This is a genomic window from Burkholderia sp. AU17457 (assembly GCF_002223255.1).
Classification (GTDB): Bacteria; Pseudomonadota; Gammaproteobacteria; order Burkholderiales; family Burkholderiaceae; genus Burkholderia; species Burkholderia sola.
In genome coordinates this window covers 1,242,627-1,269,096 of the sequence record NZ_NKFB01000003.1, presented here as the reverse complement: position 1 = coordinate 1,269,096, position 26,470 = coordinate 1,242,627, and the positions used below count along the sequence as shown (strand labels likewise).

The window sequence follows — 26,470 nt, the reverse complement described above, 5'->3', positions numbered from 1 at the left end:
CGAACTACGCAGTCAGATTAAGGAAATCGCCCGCCACGGACAACGAATCGATTTCCATATCGATATGACGCGGCGCGCTCATGCCGGCACTTCGCGGGTCGAACAATGGATGCCGCCGCCGCCCGACGCGATGCCGAGGATGTCGACCTGCACGATCGCACGGTCCGCCGCATATGGCCGGATCGCGGCGACCGCGGCCGCGTCGGCCGCCGCGTCGTTGAACTTCGGCATGACGATCGCGCCGTTGCACGTATAGAAGTTGATGTAGCCGGCCGCGAAATGCGACATCTGCCGGTCGTTCAGCGTCGTGCCCGCCGACGTGCCGAAGTTGACCGGCGGCACGAGCTCGACGATTCGCAGCGGTCGGCCGTTCGCATCGGTCTGGCCAGCCAAGCGCTGCCGGTGGACGTCCGTCAACGCGCGTTCGCCGGTCGAATTCGACGCGTCGTAACAGCACGCGACCACGCCGGGTGCAAGAAAGCGCGCATAGAAGTCGACGTGACCGTTGGTGATGTCGCTCTCGCCGGCCGGCGTCGACGCACCGCCCGCGCCACCTGCGCCGCTGCCGCGCGGATAGGTCGCCGTGCCGGGCAGCCAGATGATCTTCCGCACACCGAGCGTGCGCTGCAGCTCCGCGAGCACGGTGTCGCGCGCCGTCGGCAGCAGCGTCGCGTTGGCGACTGCGCCGTTCGGGATCTCGAACAGTTGCGGGTTCCGGTTCACGTGCAGCACGGCCGACTCGGTGAGAATCGCCGTCGCTTCGCCATCGAATTCGATCGCGCCGCCTTCGAGCGTCAACGTGCTGCGGATCAGGTTCGCACCTTTCGTCTGCGCCATCCAGCCGGCCACCGTGCTGTCCTGGCTGAACGGCTGGAAGAACTTGCCGGCCTTCGACCGATTGCTCGCGGGCGGGATCGTCGCCCCTGCACCCAGGCCGACGCCGTCGGTATTCGCGTTGCCCCATCCGTTGAAATTGAAGCTGACCGCGTTCAGCGCGTTGCCGTTCGCCGTGTCCCGGACGAACAGGCAGCCCGTGTCGCGGACCCAGAAATCGTTGAAACCGTCGGCGAGCGGCACGAGGGTGACGCCCCCCGTGCCAGCGGCGCGCGCCGCATAACGCGCATGCAGGTCGGGATTCGCGACGCTTGCCGTCGCGAGCAGCGCGCGGGCTGCGTCCAGATCGGCCGGCAACACCAGCATGTTCACCGGCTCGGTTGCGCCGATCGCCTTCGCGACGTCCATCAGGTCGGCCCGCACGCGATCGATGCCGGCGTCCGTGTTCTGCGGCGTGACGGGCGACCAGATGCCGTCCGCACCGGACGCGAACGCCATGTAGGTCGACGCGTGCCGCGCGTCTTCGGCCGGCAGCCGGTACACGGCCTGTCGCGCCGACGGCGTCGGCCGCGGCAGCGCGGAAGCCGCGGCCGATGCGTCATCACCGCCGCCGCATGCGGCCAGGCTGCCCAGCAGCGGCATGCCGAGCCATGCGGCCGACAACCGGATGAATCCGCGTCGGCCGGGTTCCGGCATGTGCGGCGCGGGCTGGCCCGTGCTTGCAAGGGTTTCTTTTTTCGTCATGTATGCCACTCCATTGCGCAATCGGCGCGCGTGCGTACGCACCGGGGTCCGTCCTTCCAGACGGATTCCGCGCCGTTTATCAGTAGTTCGAAGAGAATGAGAACGACCACGGCCCGACGGACCGGTCACGCAGGCCAGTCCGTGGCCGTGCTCAGGCAGGCTGTTGTTGCGTGGTGCAGTGGATCCCGCCGCCGCCCGCGGCAATGCCGTCGATGTTCAGCTGAATGACTTCTCGGCCGGGAAACAGGTCGACGAGCGTGTCGCGCGTATTGCGGTCGGCGCGGCTGTCGCCGAACTGCGGCGCGATCACCGCACGATTGCACACGTAGAAGTTGATGTAGCCAGCCGCGAACTCCGCGTTCTCGTACGTATGCCGCACCGTCTTCGGCCCCGGCAGCACGACGACCTTCAACGGGCGCCCTTTCGCATCGGTGGCTTTGCGCAGGATCTCCAGATGCTGCCGCGTCACCGCGTGATCGTACGATGACGGGTCCGTGTCGAGCCCGGCCACCACGACGCCCGGACTCGTGAAGCGCGCGTAGAAATCGGTATGCCCGTCGGTGATGTCCTTGCCCGCGATGCCGGGCAGCCAGATGATCTTCTTCAACCCGAGCAGGCGGCTCAGCTCGGCCTCGCACTGCGCCTGGCCGACGCCCGGATTGCGGTTCGAGTTGAGCACGCAACTGCGGGTGATGATCGCCGTGCCCTCGCCGTCCACCTCGATGCCGCCGCCTTCGAGCACCAGCTGTGTGTCGACCAGCCGGGCGCCCGCGCGCTCGGCAACGAACGGCGCGACTTCGGCATCCCGGTCATGTTCCTGCTTGTTGCCCCAGCCGTTGAAATTGAAGCTCACGCCGCCAAGCTGGCCGGACGCGTGCTTCACGAACACCGGCCCGGTGTCGCGCATCCAGAGATCATCGACCGGATGCTGGACCAGCTCGACCGACGAACCGCACAACCGAGATGCGATCGCATAGTCCTCCTCCCGCACCAGCATCTTGAGCGGTTCGTGCGCGGCGATCGCCTTCGCGACAGCCGCGAGGTTCTCGCGCACGACCGGCAGCAGCCGCGCGCCCCAGATGTCCTCGCTCGGGCCGAACGCCATCCACGTCGCCGTGTGCGGCGCGCCTTCGTCCGGCATGTGCCAGGTTGCGCCCTGCTGTGCGTGCGCGGCGCGGCCGAACAAGCCGCCCAGCGCGCTGGCGGCCAGTGCCGCGCCGGAGACGGACAGGCCGCGTTTCAACAGTTGACGTCGTGTGGTCATGGGATTCCTCTTTCGCTTGCCGGTTACTTCAATGGTTTCGGGGTGCGTCGTCACGGTCGCGCCGCCTTGAAGGCGAGCCACGTACGGCCTTCGAGCCGCATCACGGCCGGCGATTCGGCGATCGGCGTGAACAGTGTGCGTCGGGTCGCCGCGTCCGGATAGACGCCGGGATCGCGCACCAGCGCCGGGGCCATCAGCTTGAGCGCGGCCTGGTTCGCGTTCGCGTAGCGCGTTGCATTCGAGATCTTCGCGATCACGTCCGGGCGCAGGATGTAGTCGATGAACGCGTGCGCGTTGTCCGGGTGCTTCGCGGAAGCCGGAATCGCCATCGCATCGAACCACATCAGGCTGCCGATGCGCGGGATGTCGTACGCGATATCGCGCTTCGGATCGCGCGCCTTCGCCTTCTGCGCGGCCAGGTTGATCGCGCCGGAGAAGCCGACCGTCACGCACAGCTCGCCGTCGATCAGCTCGTTGGCGTCGGACGAGCCGACGAACTGGCGGATGAACGGCCGGATCTTCACCAGCATCGCCTGCGCGGCCGCGTAATCCTGCGCGGACGGATGCATCGGATCGCGGCCGATGTAGCGCAGCGCCAGCGGCAGCACCGTACTCGCGGCGTCCTGCAGGCCCAGCCCGCATTTCGCTGCGATGCGCGCCGCGATCGCCGGATTGAACAGCAGATCGAGGCTGTCGGCCGGCATGTCCTTGCCGAGGATCGCGCTCACCTTCGCCCGATCGTAGCCCACGCCCACGGTGCCCCACATGTACGGCACGCCGTACTGGTTGCCGGGATCGGATTGCGCCATCTGCTCGAGCAGCGACGGATCGAGATACTTCAGGTTCGGCAGCCGGCCCTTGTCGAGCTTGCGGTACACGCCGGCCTGGATCTGCCTGGCCATGAAATCGTTGGTCGGCCACACGAGATCGTAGCCGCTGTTGCCGGTCAGCAATTTCGACTGCAGCGTCTCGTCGCTGTCGTATGCGTCGTAGCGCACCTTGATGCCGGTTTCCTTCTCGAACGCGGACACCGTATCCGGCGCGAAGTAGTTGCTCCAGTTGTACAGGTTCAGCACCTTCTCTTCGCCGGCGCGGGCGGTACCGGCCAGCACGCACAACGCAAGTCCCGGCGCCGCGCAACGCAGCCATCCTTTCCGTTTCATCGCGGATTCCTTATTGATGACAGGACGACACGCCGTCGCTGGTCAGCAACGTGCGATACATCTCCGGGCGACGATCGCGGAAGAAACCCCACGACTGCCGGTCGGCGCGGATCGCATCGAGATCGAACGCATGCACGAGCACGGCTTCATCGGTACGATTCGCCTCGGCCTGCTTCTCGCCGGTGTGATCCGCGATGAAGCTCGACCCGTAGAACACCCCGGTCAGCCCCTGCTGCCGCGGATTGCCGTTGCCGAAGCCGACTTCGCGGCCGATCCGGTTCGCCGCCACCACCGGCACCATGTTGGCCGCCGCATGACCCTGCATCGTGCGCTGCCAGTGGCCGGCCGAATCGAACGCACTGCTGAACGGCTCCGAGCCGATGATCGTAGGAAAGCACAGGATCTCGGCACCCATCAACGCGAGACTGCGCGCCGTCTCCGGATACCACTGGTCCCAGCAGATGCCGATACCGATTCGCCCAAAGCGCGTGTCCCACACCTTGAAGCCGGTGTCGCCCGGCGTGAAATAGAACTTCTCCGTATAGCCGGGGCCGTCCGGGATGTGCGTCTTGCGATAGACGCCGAGCACGCGCCCGTCGGCATCCGCCACCGCGATCGAGTTGTACGCGGCATTGCCCGCGCGCTCGAAGAAGCCGATCGGCAGCACGATGCCGAGTTCGCCGGCCAGCGCCGCAAAGCGGGCGATCTGCGCGTTGCCTTCGAACGGCTGCGCGAGTTCGAGATGACGCACGTTCTGGTCGAGACAGAAGTACGGCATCGCGAACAATTCCGGGCACAGCACGAGATTCGCACCCTGGGCGGCGGCCGCGCGGATCAAACGCTCCGCGCTCGCCATGTTGTCTTCGAGATTCCAGCTGCCCGACGCCATCTGCACGGCGGCGACGGTGATGTGTTTGGACGGCATTGCGCTTGCTCCTCGGTGAGACGAGACGGGAAACCGCTGATCGAACGCCGCTCAATGCGCGACGGAAGGCTGCTGCTGCGTCGAACAGTGGATGCTGCCGCCGCCGATCGACAGCGTCGGAATCGGCAGCATCTCGATCTGGCGCGCCGGAAACGCGCGACCGAATGCGTCGCGCGCGGCCGCGTCCTGCTCGACGCCGAACGCGGTCGCGATCACCGCGCCGTTCACCAGAATGTAGTTCGCGTAGCAATCGCAGTAGCGCTCGGAGCCGAAGCGTTCGCTGACGATCGGCGACGGCAGGTCGAGCAGCTCGAAACGGCGCCCCGCCGCATCGGTCGCGAGCTCCAGCGCGCGGCGGTTTTCGCGCATCACGCGGAAATAGTCGCCCTGCTCCGGCAGGGCGGTCTGGCACAGCATCCGGCCCGGCGCGATGAACGACGCGATGCCGTCCACATGCCCGTTCGTCTCCACTTCGTCGGGGTTGCCCGGCAGCCACACGATCTTCTCGACGCCCAGCATGCGGCGCAGCTCCGCCTCGATCTCGGCGCGGCTCAGGTGCGGGTTGCGGTTCGGATGCAGCAGGCAGCTCTCGGTCGTGACCAGCGTGCCCTGTCCGTCGACGTAGAACGCGCCGCCCTCCAGCACCATGTGCGAATTGAAGATCTCCGCACCGGCCGCGCGCGCGATGTCCTGCCCGGCCTGCTGGCAACCGTCGTACGGCTGATACTTCTCGCCCCAGCAATTGAAGCGGAACACGGCCGCACCGAGCCCGTGTCGCTCGCTGACCAGGAAGATCGGCCCGCAATCGCGCAGCCAGTTGTCCTCGGCCGCGACCGGCAGCACGTCGACGCTCGCGCCCAGCAGCTCGCGCGCCGCGTCGGCCTGGCCGTGATGCACCGCCACCACGCAGCGCTGGTAACGCGCGATCGTCCGTGCGACCAGCGCGAACTCGCGGCAGACCTGCGCGTAATGCGCGCCCCACAGGTCCTCGCGATTGTCGAGCACCGGCCATCCGAGCCACGTGGCGTGCATGGATTCCCATTCGGCGGGCATCCGGTAACCGCGCTGGCGAGCATCAAAGCGACCCATCGATCCGACTCCGTTGTGATTGGATGGCCGATTGTGCGTCAGGTTAAACTTGATGAATATTGATATTTCTTGGCCGAATCAATCAATCTACTTCATACCTTGATGCAACGCGTTCCGTCCCTGAAACTACTGACCGGCTTCGAAGCCGCGGCCCGGCTGGGCAATTTCTCGCGCGCGGCCGACGAGCTGCACCTGTCGCAATCGGCGGTCAGCCATCAGATCCAGCAACTCGAGGCGCAACTCGGGCAGCCGCTGTTCCGCCGGCGCGGCCGCGGCGTCGAGCTGACGATCGCCGGCGAGGTCCTGCAGCGCAGCGTGCAGCGCGCGATGGACACGTTGCGCGGCGGGCTCGATCGCATCGCGACCTACCTGAACCCGGGGCTCGTCGTGCTGGTGTGTCCGGCCCCGTTGCTGCACGGTTGGCTGCAACCGCGCCTCGAGCAGTTGCAACAGGCGCTGCCGGACCTCTGCCCGCTGCTGTCGACCGACGAAACCGCGCGCTACGTCGACGAGATCGACGTCGACCTCACGATCGGCACGCGACCGCTGCTGCAGCCGGGCCTGCTCGATCTCCCGTTCATGTGCGACGAGTGGGTAACGGTGTGCGCGACGCCGCTGGCGGAGCAGCTCGCCCGCGTGCCGCGCGGCGAACACGCGCGGCACGCGGGGCTCATCTGCCTCGAGGCGAGCCTGACCGATGAGCGCATGGCGACGGTGTTTCGCGAGCAGTTGTCGGCATTCCGGATGCATGCAATCTACGACGACCAGCGGCTCGTGCTGGACGCCGTGCTGCGCGGTCGCGGCATCGCATGCCTGCCGCGCCTCGTCGCGCAGGCGGGCCTCGACCAGCATGCGCTGACCGTTCTCGCCGACTACCCGCGCCTGCCCGGCACCACGTGGTGGCTGTCGCGCATGGAAGGTCCGTCGCGCTCGCCGATCGTCGAGCGGATGTTCGACTGGCTGGTCGAGCAAGGCCGGGAATCGGGCGCAATCGACCCGGCAGCGCCCGCGTAACCGCACGCCGCAAAAAAAACGTCCCGCCAACCGGCGGGACGTTCGTCATGATGCGAGTACGCGCCACGCGCGGCCGATCACGGCTCGTGACGCAGATACCCTTCCTTGCTCGGATCGCGCATCCGCCACGACACGATCAGCGAGATCGCGCACAGCGCGGTCACGTACCAGTAGAAGGTTTCCTCGCTGCCGATGGACTTGAACCACAGCGCGACGTATTCGGCCGAACCGCCGAAGATCGCGTTCGCGACCGCATACGACAGGCCGACGCCCATCGCGCGCACTTCCGGCGGGAACATCTCGGCCTTGATGAGGCCGCTGATCGACGTGTAGAAGCTGACGATCGCCAGCGCGACCGTGACCAGCACGAACGCGGCCACCGGGCTCGTCACGTCCTTCAGCGCATGCATCAGCGGCACCGTACCGATCACCGCGAACGAACCGAACAGGATCATCGACGTGCGGCGGCCGATCTTGTCCGACAGCGCGCCGAACACCGGCTGCATCAGCATGTAGACGAGCAGCGCGACGGTCATCACGTTGCTGGCCGTCTTCGCGTGCATGCCGGCCGTGTTCACGAGGTACTTCTGCATGTACGTCGTGAACGTGTAGAAGATCAGCGAGCCGCCGGCCGTGAAGCCGACTACCGTGAAGAACGCGCCCTTGTGCTGCCATACGCCGCGGATCGTGCCGGCGTCCTTCTTGTCGCGCGATGCGCTCGTCGACGTCTCGTCGAGCGACTTGCGCAGGTACAGCGAAATCAGCGCGGCCGCCGCGCCGACCACGAACGGAATGCGCCAGCCCCATGCTTTCAGTTCGCCGGCCGACAGCGTCTGCTGCAGGATCACGAGCACCAGCAGCGCGCACAGCTGGCCGCCGATCAGCGTCACGTACTGGAACGACGCGAAGAAGCCGCGACGCCCCTTCAGCGCGACTTCACTCATGTAGGTCGCGCTCGTCCCGTACTCGCCACCCACCGACAGCCCCTGGAACAAGCGCGCGACCAGCAGCAGCGCCGGCGCGAGCGCGCCGATCTGCGCATAGGTCGGCAGCACGGCGATCACGAGCGATCCGCCGCACATCATCAGCACCGAGATCATCATCGCCGCGCGACGGCCGTGACGGTCGGCGATGCGGCCGAACAGCCAGCCGCCGATCGGACGCATCAGGAAGCCGGCCGCGAACACGCCGGCCGTGTTCAGGAGCTGCGTCGTCGTGTTGCCGCTCGGGAAGAACGCCGGCGCGAAGTACAGCGCGCAGAACGAGTAGATGTAGAAGTCGAACCACTCGACGAGGTTGCCCGATGAGGCGCCGACGATGGCGAACACGCGCCGCCGGGTGTCATGCGCGGACAGCGCAGCTTGGTCGGTCTGGACGTCCATGGGTTGGTCTGTTCCTTTTAGTGCTTTCTGGGCGAGACGGCCGGGGCCGCCGCGTGCGGTCGCTCGTGGCACCGGTTCCGGCGCACGGCGCTACGAGATTTTAGCGAAATGTAAAGTAACAAGCGCTCCGGGTTCGTCCGGATGTAGAAAATTTTTCTCCTAGCACGCGTTCGTCATATGAAAACGCCAGCCCGAAGGCTGGCGTTCGATGCAAACATTTCCGACTGCGGCGACGATCACACGCGCACTTCCGGCGGCACGTAGCGGCACTCGTAGCGCTTGCGCACGGTGCCGGCCTCGTCGACGCTTTCCAGGTACACGTCGAACTGCCAGAGCCGCGCCATGTGCTTGAGCACTTCGTCGCTATCGTTCGACAGGTGGCGGTTGTCGGTCATGAAGTGGCGCAGCGTGAGGCTACGGTCGCCGCGCGTGTTGACGGCCCACACCTGGATGTTCGGCTCGCGGTGATGGATGTCGTACTGCCGCGACAACGCCTGCCGCACGTACTGGTAGCCGGAATCGTCGTGGATCGCCGATACCTCGAGCGAATCGCGCATGTCGTCGTCGAGCACCGAGAAGAGCCGCATCTCGCGGATCAGGTTCGGCGACAGGTACTGCGCGATGAAGCTCTCGTCCTTGAAGTTGCGCATCGCGTAGTGCATCGCCGGCAGCCACGGCGTGCCCGCGATCTCGGGAAACCACTTGTAGTCTTCCTCCGTCGGCGCTTCGCAGATCCGTCGGATGTCGCTCATCATCGAGAAACCGAGCGCATACGGGTTGATCCCGCTGTAGTACGGCTTCGTGACGGGCGGCTGGTAGACCACGTTGCTGTGCGAATGCAGGAACTCCATCATGAAGCCGTCTTCCAGCTTCCCCTGGTTGTACAGCGTATTGAGCAGCGTGTAGTGCCAGAACGTCGCCCAGCCTTCGTTCATCACCTGCGTCTGCCGCTGCGGATAGAAATACTGGCCGATCTTGCGGACGATGCGGATCACTTCCCGCTCCCACGGTTCGAGCAGCGGCGCATTCTTCTCCGCGAAATACAGCAGGTTCTCCTGCGGCTCGGACGGATAGCGGTCGTCCTGCTCCTCCGTCAGCTCGGGCTTCTTGCCCGGCAGCGTGCGCCACAGCTCGTTGACCTGCGACTGCAGGTACGCCTCGCGCTCGCGCCGCAGCGCCGCCTCCTTCGACAGCGACGGCTTTTGCGGCCGCTTGTAGCGGTCGACGCCGTAGTTCATCAGCGCATGGCACGAGTCGAGCAGTTCCTCGACGCGATCGAGGCCGTAGCGCTCCTCGCATTCGGCGACATAGTTCTTCGCGTACACGAGATAGTCGATGATCGCGTGCGCGTCGGTCCACAGCCGGAACAGGTAGTTGCCCTTGAAGAACGAATTGTGCCCGTACGCCGCGTGCGCGATGACGAGCGCCTGCATCGTCATCGTGTTCTCTTCCATCAGATACGCGATGCACGGATTCGAATTGATGACGATTTCGTAGGCCAGGCCCATCTGGCCGCGACGGTAGCTCTTCTCGGTCGCGAGGAAGTGCTTGCCGAACGACCAGTGACGGTAGTTGACGGGCATCCCGACCGACGCGTACGCATCCATCATCTGCTCGGCGCTGATCAGTTCGAGCTGGATCGGGTAGATGTCGAGCTCGTACTGTTCGGCGACCTGCGAGATGTGCGTGTCGTATTCCTCGAGCAATTCGAACGTCCAGTCGGACGGGCACGGCAACGGCTTGCGTTCGGCAACGTTCATACGCGCTTCCTTTTGCCCGGAGCCGGGCAAGTCGGCGGCCGGCGGCGGCGGTTCGGCCTGCACGCGTTGCTGCGGTGCGGCAGGGCCGGCCGTGTCGTCGCCGGAAGGGCGCGGCTCGTAGCCGCGCGACTCGTTGTGCAGATGGCGGGTCGTCATGACATTTCCACCTGCTTTTCGAACAATTCGCGAAACACCGGGTAAATGTCCGCAGCCGATTCCACTTTTTTCATCGCGAGATGCGGTTGCGACAGGGCCAGTTGCGCGTATTCCAGCCACAGATTCTGCTCTTCCGGCGCGACCTGGATATACGCGAAGTAACGCGTCTTGGTGAGGATATCCTCTTCCAGGATTTTGCGACACTTGGGCGAATCGTCAGTCCAGTTGTCGCCGTCGGACGCCTGCGCGCCGTAGATGTTCCACTCGGTCGGCGAGTAGCGCTCGTCCATCACCTTGCGCATCAGCTCGAGCGCGCTCGACACCACCGTGCCGCCGCTTTCGGTCGAATGGAAGAAGGTGTCCTCGTCGACTTCCTCGGCGCGCGTGTGGTGACGGATGAACACGACTTCGATGCGCTCGTAGTTGCGCTTGAGGAACAGGTAAAGCAGGATGAAGAAGCGCTTCGCGAGATCCTTGCGCTGCTCGTCCATCGACCCCGACACGTCCATCAGGCAGAACATCACGGCCTGGCTCGACGGTTGCGGCTGCTTCACACGGTTGATGTAGCGCAGGTCGAACGGATCGATGAACGGAATCCGCCAGATGCGCCCTTTCAGGTGATGGATCTCGGCCTCGAGCGTCGCGATTTCCGCGCGGCGGTCTTCGGGGTCGCTCTTCAGCGCTTCCAGCTGCGCCTCGAGCTCGCGCAGCTCGTTGACGAGCGGCGAGCCGAGCGCGATGCGCCGGCCGAGCGCGCTGCGCAGCGAACGCACGACGTCGATGTTGTTCGGCGTGCCTTCCGCCGACCAGCCCGCGCGCACGTTCTTCCAGCTCGGCACCGTCAGCAGGTGCGTCTTCACGAGGCGCGGCAGTTCGAGATCATCGAAGAAGTACTGCATGAACTCGTCGCGCGACAGTTCGAACACGAAGTCGTCCTGCCCTTCGCCCTCGTTGCTCGCCTGACTGCCGCCACCGCCCGAGCCGCCCTGCGGACGCGGAATCTTGTCGCCGCGCACGTAGTCCTCGTTGCCGGGATGCACGTATTCGCGACGCCCGCCCGGCGCGTGCCGGAAATTCGGCTCCGCGATGTCCTTGCGGGGGATCGTGATGCTCTGCGTGCTCTGGATATCCTTGATGCTACGGTCGCGCACCGCGTCGGACACGGCACGACGAATGTAGTTCTTGACGCGACGCAGAAAGCGTTCGCGATTGGCGATGCTCTTGTTCTTGCCGGCCAGCCTGCGGTCGATGATTTGATGAAGCACTCCCGGTCTCCCGCTCGAAAATCGATCTGCCGGGGCACTCGCCGCGCATGCCGTCTGCCGTCATGCGGGCGGCGCCTCTGAAAGCGCCCGTACGGACTCGCCGGACGGGCGCGATACCGCGCGCGTCATGACGACTTGCGCACGCGCAGGTACCAGTCGCAAAGCAGCCTCACCTGCTTCGGCGTATAGCCCTTCGCGACCATCCGGTTCACAAAGTCCTCATGCTTGCGCTGCTCCTCCGCCGAACCCTTGGCGTTGAATGAAATGACCGGCAACAGTTCCTCGGTGTTCGAGAACATCTTCTTCTCGATCACGACGCGCAACTTCTCGTAGCTCGTCCACACGGGGTTCTTGCCGGCGTTCGCCGCCCGTGCACGCAACACGAAGTTCACGATCTCGTTGCGGAAATCCTTCGGGTTGCTGATCCCGGCCGGCTTCTCGATCTTCTCCAGTTCCGCGTTCAGCGCGGCGCGGTCGAAGCTCTCGCCCGTGTCGTGATCGCGGAATTCCTGATCCTGGATCCAGAAGTCCGCATACGTGACGTAGCGATCGAAAATGTTCTGGCCGTATTCCGAATACGACTCGAGATACGCCGTCTGGATCTCCTTGCCGATGAATTCCGCGTAGCGCGACGCGAGCACGTCCTTCACGAAGGACAGATACTTCTGCTCGGTTTCCGGCGGGAACTGCTCGCGTTCGATCTGCTGTTCGAGCACGTACATCAGATGCACGGGGTTCGCCGCGACCTCGCTCGTATCGAAGTTGAACACGCGCGACAGGATCTTGAACGCGAACCGGGTCGACACGCCGGTCATCCCTTCGTCCACGCCCGCGTAGTCGCGATACTCCTGGTACGACTTCGCCTTCGGATCGGTGTCCTTGAGGTTTTCGCCGTCGTACACCTGCATCTTCGAGAAGAGGCTCGAATTCTCCGGCTCGTGCAGGCGCGACAGCACCGAGAACTGCGACATCATCTTCAGCGTGCCCGGCGCGCACACGGCCTCGGCCAGCGACGAGTTGCGGATCAGCTTCTCGTAGATCTTGATCTCTTCCGACACGCGCAGGCAGTACGGCACCTTCACGACGAAGATCCGGTCGAGCAGCGCCTCGTTGTTGCGGTTGTTGCGGAAAGCCTTCCACTCCGACTCGTTGGAGTGCGCAAGAATCACGCCGTCGAACGGAATCGCGCCGAAACCTTCGGTGCCCTTGAAGTTGCCTTCCTGCGTGGCGGTCAGCAGCGGGTGCAGCACCTTGATCGGCGCCTTGAACATTTCGACGAATTCGAGCAGGCCCTGGTTCGCGAGGCACAGGCCGCCCGAGTAGCTGTACGCGTCGGCATCGTCCTGCGCGTACTGTTCGAGCTTGCGGATATCGACCTTGCCGACCAGCGACGAGATGTCCTGGTTGTTCTCGTCGCCCGGCTCGGTCTTCGCGATGCCGACCTGCCGCAGGATCGACGGAAAGCGGCGCACCACGCGGAACTGGCGGATGTCGCCGTTGTATTCGTGCAGGCGCTTGACGGCCCACGGACTCAGGATGCTTTTCAGGTAGCGGCGCGGAATGCCGTACTGTTCCTCGAGGATCGGACCATCCTCGTCGTAGTCGAACAGCCCGAGCGGCGATTCGTTGACGGGCGAGCCCTTCAGCGCATAGAACGGCACGCGCTCCATCAGTTGCTTCAGGCGCTCGGCGATCGACGACTTGCCGCCGCCCACCGGGCCCAGCAGATAGAGAATCTGCTTCTTCTCTTCAAGACCTTGCGCAGCGTGGCGGAAGTATGCGACCACCTGCTCGATCACCTCCTCCATTCCGTAGAACTCACGGAATGCCGGATACACCTTGATGACCTTGTTCGCGAAGATCCGCGACAGGCGCGGGTCGTTGCGGGTATCGATCTGTTCAGGTTCCCCGATTGCTTCCAGCATGCGTTCACCAGCCGTCGCGTACGCGGATGGATCGTTCTTGCAGAGCGCGAGATACTCCTCCAGCGAGAGCTCTTCCTCTCGCGTTTTTTCGAAGCGGTTCGCGAAGCTGCTGTAAATATCCATGCTACCTCCCTCGCCTGAGTCTGAAGACGTGCCTGCCTTCGTATGACTGCGCAGAAGCAAGCGCGTTCGAATTCATCCTAAACCCTTTCTTATTTTTTTTCACGAACTCTTCGTATGAAGTTCGTCATTCTCGACAACACCGCTTGGACAACGCATTTCGTCGTTTTACAATCGACCTCCCGAGCCGCAGAAACTGCATCCGCCGCGTCTCGTCGAGCATCGAAACGTCTCGTGCGTTGGACACCTCCGACGTCGCCGCCTCTCCCCTTCATCCCTATACGTTCGAGCGACCGCGTGCGATGACACGCCGCGCGCACCGTTACAAATTTTTTTCGCAGCCCCTTACGGACATACCCGTACGACGAACGCGGGAACATGACGCGCACGCATCGGATTCCGGAGGATTCATCGGTGCATGACGCGCGACGCACGTGCCGTTGCACGATCGATCGTCCGCGCTGTCACATTCGACCTGTCGCGGAAACGACGACGCCCGCAATCGCGGGCGTCGTTCGTCACCAAATGGGGATAGATACGCGGCGCGCGCGGATCAGAACGTCTCCCAGTCGTCGCCGCCGGCGGTCGCGGCGGCCGGCGCCGGCGCGGGCACAGCCGATACGGCGGCAGGCTTGCGCGCCGGCGCCGTCGTTGCAGCGGCCGCGCGTTTCGGCGCGGCGTCGCGTTCGACGCGTGCGGCAGCCGGTGCGGGGGCCGCCGGGGCGGAAGGCGCGCGCGGCGCATGACGCGCCGCCACCGCGACGGCGGCGCCCGCGCGTGCCGCTCCGTCGTCGAGCTGGAATACCGCCGCCGTTTCGCGCAGGCGGGCCGCCTGTTCCTCGAGCGACTGCGCGGCAGCCGCGGCTTCCTCGACGAGTGCGGCATTCTGCTGCGTGACCTCGTCCATCTGCGTGACCGCGCGCGCCACCTGGTCGATCCCGCCGCTCTGTTCCTCGGACGCCGCAGCGATCTCGCCCATGATGTCCGTCACGCGCTGGACCGCGCTGATCACGTCGCTCATCGTGCGCCCTGCTTCGTCGACCAGCGTCGAGCCGGTCCGGATACGCTCCACCGACGCGTCGATCAGCGCCTTGATTTCCTTCGCCGCGCTCGACGAACGCTGCGCGAGGCTGCGCACTTCGCCGGCGACGACCGCGAAGCCGCGGCCCTCCTCGCCCGCCCGCGCGGCTTCGACGGCCGCATTCAGCGCAAGAATGTTGGTCTGGAACGCGATTCCCTCGATGATCGCGATGATGTCCGCGATTTTCGCCGAGCTGTCGTTGATTTCGCCCATCGTGCCGACCACCTGGCCGACCACCGTATTGCCCTTGTTTGCAATCTCGGACGCATTCGCGGCCAGCGAGCTTGCCTGACGCGCATTGTCCGCATTCTGTTTCACGGTGCCGGTCAGTTGCTCCATGCTCGACGCGGTTTCCTGCAGCGCGGCGGCCTGTTCCTCGGTACGCGACGACAGGTCGATGTTGCCGGCCGCGATCTGGCGGGCCGCGGTCGCGATCGACTCGCTGCCGCCGCGCACGGTGCGCACCGTGTCGACGAGCCCGCGCTGCATCCTCGCGAGGCCTTCCAGCATCTGGCCCATCTCGTCGCGCCGGTTCACGACGATCGGCCGGCGCAGGTCGCCCGCGGCGATTGCGTCGAAATGCGACAGCGCGTCGGCGATCGGACGGCCGATCGCGCGGCTCAGCGTCAGCCACGACAGCACCGCCGCGCCGATGCCAGCCAGCAGCACGACGACCGACAGCGCGCGCATCGTCTCGAACACCGATTCCGCCTGATCGAAGCGCGCCTGTGCATTGGTGAACTGGGCGCTGCGCAGCGCTTCGCCGGCCGTGGCCAGCTCGGTATAGCGCGCCTGAAGCTGCTTCGCGCCGTCGCCGATCCGGTCGTGATCACCGGCCGCGACCGCACTCGCGAACGCGTCGCAACTGCTTTGCAGCACCTTGCGCCGGGCGGCGACGTCCTGGGCGAGCCGGTCCTCGTCGGCGTCGCGCGGCAGCGCAAGGTATTTCTGCCACCACGCGTCCGATTGCGTGCGCATCGCACGGCTGCGCTCGATGGCAGCCGCCGAGTCGGGCGTGCCGGCCAGCAGCGCCGCACGGTCGAGCGCGAGGCGCTCGCGCGCGGCGAACATTTCCGCCATCGCCACATCGACCGCGCTCGGCATCTGGTTCGTGAAAATCTCGCGCGTCGAATCGTTCGAACGCGTCATCCCGTGCAGACCGAGCACGCCGGTGACACCCAGCAGTACCGCCAGAAACGCCATCGTCAAACCGATGCGCGCACGAATCGTCAGGTTCCTGAACACCATCATCCACCCTGTGTTGCGTCGTCATGAACGGGCCCGGCCCGTTGGCTCGAAGCATTGCTTCACTGGGTGCATTTACGACCGCGCGGCGCATAACTTGATGGTTTTGCCGTGTTTATTTCGCATTATTCGTCTGTTTATTGAATAAGACTGAATAATCGACGCAATTCGGGTCGGAAGCGAGAACGGGCAAACGCCGGTGGGCACGCCAATGCAGCGCCGGCCGCGCACTCGGCCGTCTCGTGCGACGGGCCGGGCGCGCGGAGGCGCCGAAAACCGGAAACCTGAACTCCGGCCCTAGTCGGCCAGTTCGGCGCGCGTGGGGATAGACGGCTGCGCGCCCGCTCGCGTGACCGACAGCGCCGCCGCGCGTTGCGCGAAGCGGATGGCGGTATCGACGTCCGCGCCGGCCGCGAGCCGTGCGGAAAAACCGCCGATGAAGGTATCGCCGGCCGCGGTCGTGTCGACGGCCTGCACGACCGGCGCCGGATAGTGCCGCGCGGTGCCGTCGGCCGTCAGCGCGAGCACGCCGCGCGCGCCGAGCGTGACCAGCACGTTGCGCGCGCCGCCGGCCTGGAGCGCCCGTGCGGCGGCTTCGGCGTCCGCGGGGTCGCGCACCGGCCGCCCGGTCAGCGCGGCCGCCTCGACCTCGTTCGGAATCAGGTAATCGACGAGCGGCAGCCAGCCGTCCGGCAGCGGCGCGACGGCCGGGGCCGGATTGAGCACCACCGTGCGGCCGAGCCGGCGCCCGGCCGACAGCGCCGCGAACACCGCGTCCGGCGGCGTCTCGAGCTGGCAGATCAGCACGTCGGCGGCGGCCAGCGCGGCCTCGTGCCGCGCGATCGTGTCGGTCGTGACCTCGCCGTTGCCGCCCGCGACGATCACGATCGCGTTCTGGCTCGCATCGTCGACGACGATCAGCGCGACGCCGGTCGACGCCGATGCGCTCGTCGCAAGCCCCGTGCAGTCGATTCCCTCGGCCTCGAGGCCCGCGCGCAGCGCCGCGCCATGCGCATCCGCGCCGACGCAGCCGATCATCGCGACCCGCGCGCCGAGCCGGGCGGCGGCGACGGCCTGGTTGCCGCCCTTGCCGCCCGCCGCCTGCGCGAACGTGTGCCCGGCGAGCGTTTCGCCCGGCAGCGGCAGCCGCGGCGCGCGCACGACGAGATCCATGTTGAGGCTGCCGACCACCGTCACGCGGCCGGCGCCCGTCGCGCTCGCCGTCATGTGCGCGCACCCGGCGCGGCCGGCTCGCGGTAGACCGCCGTCGATTCGCGCAGCACGAGGCGCGGCGACACGACGCGGCGGCGGCTCGGCACGGCGGTCGAGCCGCCGCCGATCCGTTCGATCAGCGTCTGCGCGGCCATTTCGCCGAGCGCGCGCACCGACTGGCCGACCGTCGACAGCGCCGGATACGTGTAGCGGGAAAATTCGATGTCGTCGAAGCCGATGATCGAACAATCGTCGGGCACGCGCAGCCCGCGCTCGGCCGCCGCGCGCAGCGCGCCGACGCCCATCAGGTCGTTGCCCGCGAAGATCGCGCTCGGCCGCACCGATTCGAACAGCCGCGACGCCGCGTGATAGCCGCCGAGGCACGAGAAATCGCTTTCGGCGATCGCGCCCGGCACGATGTCGACGCCGCGCTCGGCCATCGCGCGGATGAAGCCGTGCACGCGCATCGCGCTGACCGCGGTGTCGGTCGGCCCGGTGATGCAGCCGATCTTCGCGTGCCCGAGTTCGAGCAGGTGGCGCGTCGCGAGATACGCGCCGCGCTCGTGGTCGATCTGCACGAGATCGGCCGCGAGCCCTTCGATGTTGCGGTCGACGACGACGAGCGGCGCATGGATATCCGCGAGCGTCTGCGCGAGCACCGCGTCCTCGCCCGCCGACGCGACGATCAGCCCGTCGATGCGCTTTTCCTGCAGCACGCGCAGGTAGTTGCGCTGTTTCACGGGATCGTCGTCCGAATTGCAGAAGAACACGCAATAGCCGTTGGCCGCGCACTGATCCTCGATGCCGCGCGCCAGCTCGGCGAAGTACGGATTCGTGCTGTTCGGCACGACGAGGCCGATGGTCGCCGTCGCACGCGCCTTCAGCGAGCGCGCCACGGCCGATGGCACGTAATTCAGCTCGCGGATCGCGCCCTCGACCTTCGCACGCACGTCGGCGGACACCGGCCGCGAATTGTTCACCACGTGCGAGACGGTCGTAAACGACACGCCCGCCATGGCCGCCACATCCTTGATCGTCGCCATTTCCCGTTTCTCTCTGGTCTGTTCTGTCTGTCTTTTTACCGCACACGCGTACGCCGGCTGCGATACGTATCGAGCACGACCGCCACCACGATCACCGCACCCGTGATGATCCGTTTCGTCGGCTCGTTCGCGCCGATCTGCGCCAGCCCCGCGGCCAGCACGGAGATGATCAACACGCCGAAGAACGTGCTGATCACCGAGCCGCGCCCGCCCATCAGGCTCGTGCCGCCGATCACGACGGCGGCGATGACCTGCAGTTCGAGGCCCGCGCCCGCGTTCGGATCGGCCGCCTCGAGCCGCGAAATCTGGAACAGCGACGCGAGCCCCGCGAGCGCGCCCATCAGTGCGAATACGAGGATTTTATACGGCCGCGGGTTAACCCCTGCAAGTCGCACCGCTTCCTCGTTCGTGCCGATGCCCACCAGATAGCGCCCGAACACCGTGCGCGTCAGCACGAACTGGGCCGCGATCATCACCGCGACCGCGATCAGGAACGCCGGCGAGATGCCGAGCGCGATCGGGTTCGACAGGAAATCGAACGCGTCGCCGATATATGCGGTGCGCGAATTCGTCAGCTGGTACGCGAGGCCGCGCGCGGCCTCCAGCACGCCGAGCGACACGATGAACGACGGAATCCGCCAGCCGACCGTGACCGCGCCGGTCAGCGCGCCCGTCGCGGTCGCGACCGCGATCCCGATCAGCGCGGCCGGCAGCGGCCCCCACTGCCATTTCAGCGCGGCGACGCTGACCATCGACGCGGCGAGCGCGAGTACCGAGCCGACCGACAGGTCGATCCCGGCGATGATCAGCACGAAGGTCATCCCGACCGACATCACGACGAGATCGGGAATCTGGTTCGCGATCGTGCTGAACGTGTCGTAGGTCAGGAAATGCGAACTCAGCACCGAGAACAGCGCGATCATTGCAGCCAGCGCGCCGGCGAGCCCGAGATAGTTCGACAGGCCGAGCCGCGTGCCGGACAGCGTGCGCGCGCGGCGGCCCGTCACGTCCTGCTGCGCGCCTGCGTCGGTCGGGGATACGGGAGGCTGGGTCATTGCTGTCGTCCTGTCGTCGAAGTGCCCGGAGCGGCGTCGCGCGCGCGCTCCGTGTCCGGATGCTGCATGGCGGCCGCCGGCGTCTCGCGGCCGAAGCCGGCGAAGGCCGCGGCCAGCAGCGCGTCCTGGGTCCAGTTGCCGCGCTCGAACACGGCGGTCATGCGCCCGGCCGACATCACGCCGATCCGGTCGCAGATCAGCATCAGCTCGCGCAGGTCGCTCGATACGACCACCAGCGCGCGGCCTTCGCGCGCGAGCGCGCCCATCAAAGTGTAGATCTCGAATTTGGCGCCGACGTCGATCCCGCGGGTCGGCTCGTCGAACAGCAGCACACCCATGTCGCGCGCGAGCCAGCGGCCGATCACGACCTTCTGCTGGTTGCCGCCCGACAGCTCGCCGACCGGCTGCGCCGCCCCGTGCGTGCGAATCCGCAGCGCATCGATCTGCTGCTCGGCGAGCGCCGTTTCGCGTGACGCATCGACGATGCCGCCGCGCGCGAGCCGGTCGAGCTGGCCGAGCGACACGTTCGCGGTGATCGACTGCGACAGCAGCAGCCCTTCGCCCTTGCGATCCTCGGTGATCAGCGCGATGCCCAGCTTCACCGCATCGACCGGCGATGCGATCCGCGCCGGCTTCAGCGGCTGGCCGACGGCGATCGTCCCGGCATCCGGCGTATCGGCGCCGTAGATCAGCCGCAGCAGCTCGGTGCGCCCCGCGCCGATCAGCCCCGAGATGCCGAAGATCTCGCCCGCGCGCACCTCGAGCGACACGTCGCGCACCGCCGTCCCGCGCGTGAGGCCCGATACGGCGAGCCGCGGCGCGCCGAAGCGGCGCTCGCCGAGATCGATGTGCTCGCCGACCTCGCGTCCGACCATCAGCGTGACAAGCCCGTCGGACGTCGTCGCCGCCATGTCGCCCGCATGCACGAGCCGGCCGTCGCGCAGCACCGCGACGCGCTCGGCGACGCGCGCGAGCTCTTCGAGCCGGTGCGAGATGTAGACGATCGCGACGCCGCGCGCCTTCAGCCGATCGATCTGCTCGAACAGCAGCTCGACTTCGCGCGCGGTCAGCATCGCGGTCGGTTCGTCGAGAATCAGCACGCGGCAGTCGCCGATCAGGTTGCGCGCGATCTCGACCATCTGCTGGTGGCCGATGCCGAGCGCGCCGACCGGCGTATCGGGGTCGACCGCGTCGAGCCCGACCTGCGCCATCGCCGCGCGCGCGTCGTCGCGCAGCCGCGCGCGATCGATGATGCCGAAACGCCGCGGCAGGCGGTTCAGGAACAGGTTTTCGGCGACGCTCAGCGTGGGCAGCAGGTTCAGCTCCTGCATCACCATGCGCACGCCGAGCGCCTCGGCCTGCGTGCGGCTCGCCGGCGCATAGGCCTCGCCGCCGAGCTGCATCGTGCCGGTGGTCGGGTCGACGAGCCCGCCGATGATCTTCGACAGCGTGCTCTTGCCGGCGCCGTTCTCGCCGGTCAGCGCGAGCGCCTGGCCCGCGTCGAGCGTCAGCGTGACGTCGGCGAGCACGGGTTCGGCATAGGTCTTGCCGATGCCGGAGACGGACAGCACGGGGTGGGCTGAACGGGAGGGTTGGAAGGTCGGTTCCATCGCGATCCTGGTTGCGGCCGCGCGCACGAGGCGCGCGGGTATGACGCTCACAAGTGCATGTGCATGCAGTGGCCGTGATCGCGCTCACACCGGATAACGGCCGCCGCGCCGGATTCTTGAGCGCGGCGGCCGGACCGGTGCGGCGTTACTTCGTCACGAGATCCACCGGCGTCTCGACCACGCCGGACATGTCGGCCTGCTTGCGATGCTCGGCGATCGCCTTGAGCGCCGTGTCGATGCCGAACACGGCCTGCTTCGCCGCGTACTGGTCGGCGGTCGCGAGCACGCGGCCGTCCTTCAGCATCGGCTTGATCGCGTTGATGTTGTCGTAGCCGACCACGAGCACCTTGCCCTGCTTGCCGGCCGCGCGCACGGCCGACACGGCGCCGATCGCCATGTTGTCGTTGCCGCACAGCAGCGCCTTCAGGTTCGGGTACTCGTTGAGCATCGCGGCAGCCACCGCATTGCCCTTGTCGATCTCCCATTCGCCCGACTGCACCGACACGACCTTCATCCCGCCCGCCTTCATCGCGTCCTGGAAGCCGGCCGTGCGCTGCTGCGCGTTGGTCGTCGTCGACACGCCTTCGACGATGCCGACCTGGTCGCCCGCCTTCAGCCGCTTCGCGAGGTAGTCGCCGATCTTGCGCGCGCCCTTGCGGTTGTCCGGGCCGACGAACGGCACGTTCAGGTTCTTCGACTTCAGCACGTCGGGATCGAGCCGGTTGTCGATGTTCACGACGACGATGCCGGCGTCGACGGCCTTCTTCACGACCGGCACGAGCGCCTTCGAATCGGCCGGCGCGAGCACGATCGCGTCGACCTTCGACACGATCATCTGCTCGACGATGCGGATCTGGTTCGCGGTGTCGGTCTCGTCCTTGATGCCGTTGGTGATCAGGTCGAACTGGTTCGCGTTGTGCTTCTGGTATTCCTTCGCGCCCGTTTCCATGGTCAGGAAGAACTCGTTGGCGAGCGACTTCATCACGAGCGCGACCTTCGGCTTGGCCGCGGACTGCGCGTGGACAGCCGGTGCGGCGGCCACCGCGACGGCGGCGAGCGCGGCGGTCAGTAAGCGACGGCGAAAGCGGACATTCATACACATCTCCTGGCGACTGGCCCGAAGGCCGGATTGTTGTTTGGTTGTTGTTTTAATGTGAGCAAACGTTTGCGCCACACTACCCGGGCAATGGCCATCGATGCTGCTGTCGGTACCACGGAATGGAAGCGAGGCAGACGGCCGACTGCCTGGCGCGTGCTGGCGTTGACGCGCCACCGCCGGCGGGACGCCGGCGGAGTGAAGGCTATGCTGTACCGATTCGCTTCGGCGCGCAACCTGTCTAACCAATATTTAAGGGTTTATTCGGAGCGCGCGAGCGCGCTTCACGACGCGCAAATACGACACTCGCGATGCCGACGGCAGTTCGCCGAAGCGCTGTGCAGGTTCGGCGTTGCCGGATGTTCTCGTTTTTCTGTCGGCACCGGAAGGCAGGTCGATCGCCGGCTGACGCGACGCACCCGACCGGGATGACGGCGACAATCCGCCGCCGCCCGGTGCGGCGTACGGCAAGGTGCGCGTAATGCATGCCGCGCGCCGCCCGCGGCATCTGCCCGGACGGCGCGCGACACGCGCGAATCAAACGGCTTCGCGCAACAGCCCCGCGATTTCCGCCTCGTTCAGGTGCGGCGCGAACATTTCGATCAGCCGGTACGCGTATGCACGCAGGAATGCGCCCTTGCGCAGCCCGACCCGCGTCGTGCTCGCCTCGAACAGGTGCTGTGTGTCGAGCGCGACGAGCCCCGTGTCGCGCTGCGGGTCGTAGGCCATCGCCGCGACCACGCCGATCCCCATCCCGAGCTCGACGTAGGTCTTGATCACGTCCGCGTCGATCGCGGTCAGCACGACGTCGGGCACGGCGCCCGCCTGCGTGAACGCCTGATCAATGTGCGAGCGGCCCGTGAAGTCCTGGTCGTACGTGATGATCGGGTATTCGGCGATTTCCTCGAGCGTCAGGTTCTCGCGGCCGACGAGCGGGTGGCCCTTCGGCACGACGACCGTGTGGTGCCACGAATAGCACGGGAACGTGACGATGTCCGGATAGCGGTCGAGCGCCTCGGTCGAGATGCCGAGATCGGCCTCGCCGTTCAGGATCATCTGCGCGATCTGCTGCGGGCTGCCCTGGCGCAGCGCGAGATGCACCTTCGGGAACACCTCGGTGAACTGCCGGATCACCTTCGGCAACGCGTAGCGCGCCTGCGTGTGCGTCGTCGCGACGACGAGGTGGCCGCTGTCCTGATCGGCGAACTGGCGCGCGACGCGGCGCAGGTTCTCGGCGTCGAGCAGCATCCGCTCGATCAGCTGATGCACCGCCTTGCCGGGCTCGGTGAGCCCCGTCAGCCGCTTGCCGCGCCGAATGAAGATGTCGACGCCCAGCTCATCTTCCAGATCCTTGATCTGTTTCGACACGCCCGACTGCGACGTGTACAGCACGTTCGCGACTTCCGTCAGGTTCATGTTCTGGCGCACCGCTTCGCGCACGAACCGCAATTGCTGAAAATTCATGGGTATGCCTCTTAGGCTGTCGTTGTTTGATTGTCGAATCGGAGCGAATCCCGCCCTCTGCCCCGCGTTGTCTCGTCAACGCGCGGGAAATACCCGCACGGCGCGCGGCACGGCGGTCGCGCCGTCGCCGACCTGCAGCGAAAGCGCGCGCCATGCGTCGCGGTCGAGTTCCGCCTCGAGCGCGCCGCCCGCACGCGCCTCGAGCTCCACGCGCACCGAACCGCCGAGCGGAATCACGCGCCGCACGTCCACCGCGATACCGTCGCGGTGCCCTTCGCCCACCGGCCACAGCTGCAGATCGTGCGGCCGCACGTACGCGTTCGCGGGGCCCGCGAAATCGGCGTCGACCTCGATCGGCGCAGCCGCGCCCTCGGCGACGAAGCCGCGGCCGGCGACCGTGCCCGGCAGCCGGTTCGCCGCGCCGAGAAACTCGTACACGAACGCGCTTTGCGGATGATCGTAGACGTCCTGCGGGCTGCCGACCTGCTCGACGTGACCGCGATTCAGCACGACGATGCGATCGGCCACTTCGAGCGCCTCTTCCTGATCATGCGTGACGAAGATCGTCGAGATGTGCAGGTCGTCGTGCAGGCGACGCAGCCAGCCGCGCAGCTCCTTGCGGACCTTCGCGTCGAGCGCGCCGAACGGTTCGTCGAGCAGCAGCACCTTCGGCTCGACCGCGAGCGCGCGGGCGAGCGCGATGCGCTGGCGCTGACCGCCCGACAGCTCGGACGGATAGCGCTGCGCGAGCCAGTCGAGCTGCACGAGCTTGAGCAGTTCGTGCACCTTCTCGCGAATCGCGGCTTCCGACGGCCGCTCGCGGCGCGGCTTCACGCGCAGCCCGAACGCGACGTTCTCGAACACCGTCATGTGGCGGAACAGCGCGTAGTGCTGGAACACGAAGCCGACCTGGCGCTCGCGCGCGCCGACCGACGCGACGTCGAGCCCCTGCAGCACGACCTGGCCGGCGTCCGCGTGCTCGAGGCCCGCGATCACGCGCAGCAGCGTGGTCTTGCCGCAGCCGGACGGCCCGAGCAGCGCGACCAGTTCGCCGGGCGGGAAGTCGAGCGATACGTTGTCGAGCGCCGTGAAATCGCCGAAGCGCTTCTGAAGGTTACGGACGGTGATACCCATTCTGGTTGCCTCTTTACGATTTCGACGAAACGGCGCCGACAGGGCCGGCGTGTGCGGGAACGGCGTCGTGCGCGTCGGCCAGTTCGGCCGCGAGATGACGCTCGGCGATCAGCTTCAGCGCGAGCGTGACGAGCGCGAGCAGCGCCAGCACCGACGCCACCGCGAACGCCGCCGCGAAGTTGTATTCGTTGTAAAGGATCTCCACGTGCAGCGGCATCGTGTCCGTCACGCCGCGGATGTGGCCGGACACGACCGACACCGCGCCGAACTCGCCCATCGCGCGCGCATTGCACAGGATCACGCCGTACAGCAGGCCCCATCTCACGTTCGGCAGCGTCACGCGGCGGAAGATCTGCCAGCCCGACGCGCCGAGCACGCGCGCGGCTTCTTCCTCGTCGGTGCCTTGCGCCTGCATCAGCGGAATCAGCTCGCGCGCGACGAACGGGAACGTGACGAAGATCGTCGCGAGCACGATACCCGGCACCGCGAAGATGATCTGCACGTCGTGATCCTGCAGCCACGGCCCGAACCAGCCCTGCGCGCCGAACAGCAGCACGTAGACGAGGCCCGAGATCACCGGCGACACCGAGAACGGCAGATCGATCAGCGTCGTCAGCAATGCCTTGCCGCGGAATTCGAACTTCGCGATCGCCCACGACGCGCACACGCCGAACACGAGGTTCAGCGGCACCGCGATCACGGCGACGGTCAGCGTCAGCTTGATCGCCGACCACGCATCGGGATCGGCCAACGATTCGAGATAGAAGCCGATGCCCTTGCGCAACGCCTCGACGAACACCGCGGCGAGCGGCACGACGAGGAAGAACGCGAGGAACGCCAGCGCGATGCCGGTGAGCAGCCAGCGCACGACGCGCGACTCGCTGACGGGGTCGAGCCGCTTCGAGGCGCGCGCGGCCGGCGACGGGGTTTTCAACACGACGGTGGCCTCCTGGCTCATTGCTGGCCTCCTGCCGCGACGGCGGTGACGGTGGCGGGCGCCGGGCCGCTCGCGCCCTTGCTCGTCCTGCGCTGCAGATACCACTGCAGCGTGTTGATCAGCAGCAGCATCAGGAACGACACGACCAGCATCACGACCGCCAGCGCCGTCGCGCCCGCGTAGTCGTACTGCTCGAGCTTCGTGATGATCAGCAGCGACGTGATCTCGGATTTCATCGGCACGTTGCCGGCGATGAAGATCACCGATCCGTATTCGCCCAGCGCGCGCGCGAACGCGAGCGCGAAGCCGGTGAGCAGCGCCGGCAGCACCGACGGCAGCACGACGCGGCGGAACGTCAGCCAGCGCGACGCACCGAGGCACGCGGCGGCTTCTTCCTGCTCGCGCTCGAAATCCTCGAGCACCGGCTGCACGGTGCGCACGACGAACGGCAGCCCGATGAAGGTCAGCGCGACCAGCACGCCGGCCGGCGTGAACGCGATCTTGATGCCGAGCGGCGCCAGATACTGGCCGACCCAGCCGTTGGTCGCGTAGACGGCCGCGAGCGAGATGCCGGCCACCGACGTCGGCAGCGCGAACGGCAGGTCGACGACCGCGTCGACGAGGCGCTTGAACGGAAACGAGTAGCGCACCAGCACCCATGCGACGAGGAAGCCGAACACGGCGTTGATCAGCGCGCCGCCGAGCGCGGCCGAGAACGTCAGCCGGTACGACGCGAGCACGCGCGGCGACGTGACGGCGGTGACGAACTGGTCCCACGACAGCGTCGCGGTCTTCAGGAATGTAGCGGCGAGCGGAATCAGCACCACGAGGCTCAAATAGGCCACCGTGATGCCGAGTGTCACGCCGAAGCCGGGTAGCGCGCTCGGCTTGCGAAAGGTGTACGTCGTCATCGGATGCTCTTGCTGGGTCGATGCTGCTCACGGGTCCGACG

20 protein-coding genes are annotated in these 26,470 nt (G+C 66.6%); 1 reads left to right on the top strand and 19 read right to left on the bottom strand.

Going from position 1 to position 26,470, the window contains the following annotated elements:
• Positions 1-78: 78 nt before the first annotated feature.
• The 5 genes from CFB49_RS08530 to CFB49_RS08510 form a co-directional block, all read right to left on the bottom strand.
• Entirely contained in the window at positions 79-1,578 is a 1,500-nt protein-coding gene (locus tag CFB49_RS08530) for an agmatine deiminase family protein (RefSeq protein ID WP_089434987.1), read from the bottom strand.
• A gap of 151 nt (positions 1,579-1,729) precedes the next feature.
• A complete protein-coding gene (locus CFB49_RS08525) occupies positions 1,730-2,842 on the bottom strand; it encodes an agmatine deiminase family protein (protein ID WP_069621454.1) in 1,113 nt (370 codons plus the stop codon).
• A gap of 50 nt (positions 2,843-2,892) precedes the next feature.
• The gene (locus CFB49_RS08520) at positions 2,893-4,005 is read right to left on the bottom strand and encodes a polyamine ABC transporter substrate-binding protein (protein ID WP_084044517.1); all 1,113 of its coding nucleotides are present in this window, start codon (positions 4,003-4,005) and stop codon (positions 2,893-2,895) included.
• A gap of 10 nt (positions 4,006-4,015) precedes the next feature.
• Positions 4,016-4,930, bottom strand: coding sequence for an N-carbamoylputrescine amidase (aguB, locus tag CFB49_RS08515; protein ID WP_062910660.1), 915 nt, complete (start codon positions 4,928-4,930; stop codon positions 4,016-4,018).
• Positions 4,931-4,981: 51 nt separating this feature from the next.
• The gene (locus CFB49_RS08510; RefSeq protein ID WP_069621453.1) at positions 4,982-6,019 is read right to left on the bottom strand and encodes an agmatine deiminase family protein; all 1,038 of its coding nucleotides are present in this window, start codon (positions 6,017-6,019) and stop codon (positions 4,982-4,984) included.
• 102 nt (positions 6,020-6,121) lie between these two features.
• Here CFB49_RS08510 and CFB49_RS08505 point away from each other — a divergent pair, with 102 nt between their 5' ends.
• Positions 6,122-7,033, top strand: a complete 912-nt coding sequence (locus CFB49_RS08505; RefSeq protein ID WP_069621452.1) for a LysR family transcriptional regulator — start codon at positions 6,122-6,124, stop codon at positions 7,031-7,033.
• Between the two features lie 77 nt (positions 7,034-7,110).
• Here CFB49_RS08505 and CFB49_RS08500 read toward each other — a convergent pair whose 3' ends face one another.
• The 14 genes from CFB49_RS08500 to cysT all read right to left on the bottom strand — a co-directional run bounded on the left by CFB49_RS08500 (position 7,111) and on the right by cysT (position 26,429).
• Positions 7,111-8,415, bottom strand: a complete 1,305-nt coding sequence (locus tag CFB49_RS08500) for an MFS family transporter (RefSeq protein ID WP_089434985.1) — start codon at positions 8,413-8,415, stop codon at positions 7,111-7,113.
• Positions 8,416-8,651: 236 nt separating this feature from the next.
• Positions 8,652-10,331 (bottom strand): SpoVR family protein, encoded by a 1,680-nt coding sequence (locus tag CFB49_RS08495; RefSeq protein ID WP_069621451.1) that lies wholly within the window; start codon positions 10,329-10,331, stop codon positions 8,652-8,654.
• Entirely contained in the window at positions 10,328-11,596 is a 1,269-nt protein-coding gene (locus CFB49_RS08490) for a YeaH/YhbH family protein (protein WP_006476064.1), read from the bottom strand. The genes CFB49_RS08495 and CFB49_RS08490 overlap by 4 nt, the downstream gene beginning before the upstream one ends.
• A gap of 125 nt (positions 11,597-11,721) precedes the next feature.
• A complete protein-coding gene (locus tag CFB49_RS08485) occupies positions 11,722-13,644 on the bottom strand; it encodes a PrkA family serine protein kinase (RefSeq protein WP_069621450.1) in 1,923 nt (640 codons plus the stop codon).
• Positions 13,645-14,194: 550 nt separating this feature from the next.
• Positions 14,195-15,970: a methyl-accepting chemotaxis protein gene (locus tag CFB49_RS08475; protein ID WP_089491443.1), complete on the bottom strand. Its 1,776-nt coding sequence runs from the start codon at positions 15,968-15,970 to the stop codon at positions 14,195-14,197.
• A gap of 294 nt (positions 15,971-16,264) precedes the next feature.
• On the bottom strand, positions 16,265-17,194 hold the full coding sequence (gene rbsK, locus CFB49_RS08470; RefSeq protein ID WP_089491126.1) for a ribokinase: 930 nt from the start codon (positions 17,192-17,194) through the stop codon (positions 16,265-16,267).
• Positions 17,191-18,222 (bottom strand): LacI family DNA-binding transcriptional regulator, encoded by a 1,032-nt coding sequence (locus CFB49_RS08465; RefSeq protein ID WP_069621447.1) that lies wholly within the window; start codon positions 18,220-18,222, stop codon positions 17,191-17,193. Before CFB49_RS08465 ends, rbsK begins: the two co-directional genes overlap by 4 nt.
• A gap of 35 nt (positions 18,223-18,257) precedes the next feature.
• A complete protein-coding gene (locus CFB49_RS08460; RefSeq protein ID WP_006476069.1) occupies positions 18,258-19,277 on the bottom strand; it encodes an ABC transporter permease in 1,020 nt (339 codons plus the stop codon).
• Entirely contained in the window at positions 19,274-20,887 is a 1,614-nt protein-coding gene (locus CFB49_RS08455; RefSeq protein WP_089491125.1) for a sugar ABC transporter ATP-binding protein, read from the bottom strand. Before CFB49_RS08455 ends, CFB49_RS08460 begins: the two co-directional genes overlap by 4 nt.
• Positions 20,888-21,032: 145 nt before the next feature.
• The gene (locus CFB49_RS08450; protein ID WP_089491124.1) at positions 21,033-21,983 is read right to left on the bottom strand and encodes a sugar ABC transporter substrate-binding protein; all 951 of its coding nucleotides are present in this window, start codon (positions 21,981-21,983) and stop codon (positions 21,033-21,035) included.
• Between the two features lie 537 nt (positions 21,984-22,520).
• Positions 22,521-23,447 carry a CysB family HTH-type transcriptional regulator gene (locus CFB49_RS08445; protein ID WP_034186954.1) on the bottom strand — a complete coding sequence of 309 codons (927 nt, stop codon included), beginning with the start codon at positions 23,445-23,447 and terminating at the stop codon, positions 22,521-22,523.
• Between the two features lie 75 nt (positions 23,448-23,522).
• Complete coding sequence (locus tag CFB49_RS08440; RefSeq protein WP_069621444.1) at positions 23,523-24,581, bottom strand: sulfate/molybdate ABC transporter ATP-binding protein; 1,059 nt, start codon at positions 24,579-24,581, stop codon at positions 23,523-23,525.
• A 13-nt stretch (positions 24,582-24,594) separates the two neighbouring features.
• Positions 24,595-25,539 carry a sulfate ABC transporter permease subunit CysW gene (cysW, locus tag CFB49_RS08435; RefSeq protein ID WP_069621443.1) on the bottom strand — a complete coding sequence of 315 codons (945 nt, stop codon included), beginning with the start codon at positions 25,537-25,539 and terminating at the stop codon, positions 24,595-24,597.
• Complete coding sequence (cysT, locus tag CFB49_RS08430) at positions 25,536-26,429, bottom strand: sulfate ABC transporter permease subunit CysT (RefSeq protein WP_089434983.1); 894 nt, start codon at positions 26,427-26,429, stop codon at positions 25,536-25,538. The genes cysW and cysT overlap by 4 nt, the downstream gene beginning before the upstream one ends.
• Between the last annotated feature and the right edge of the window lie 41 nt (positions 26,430-26,470).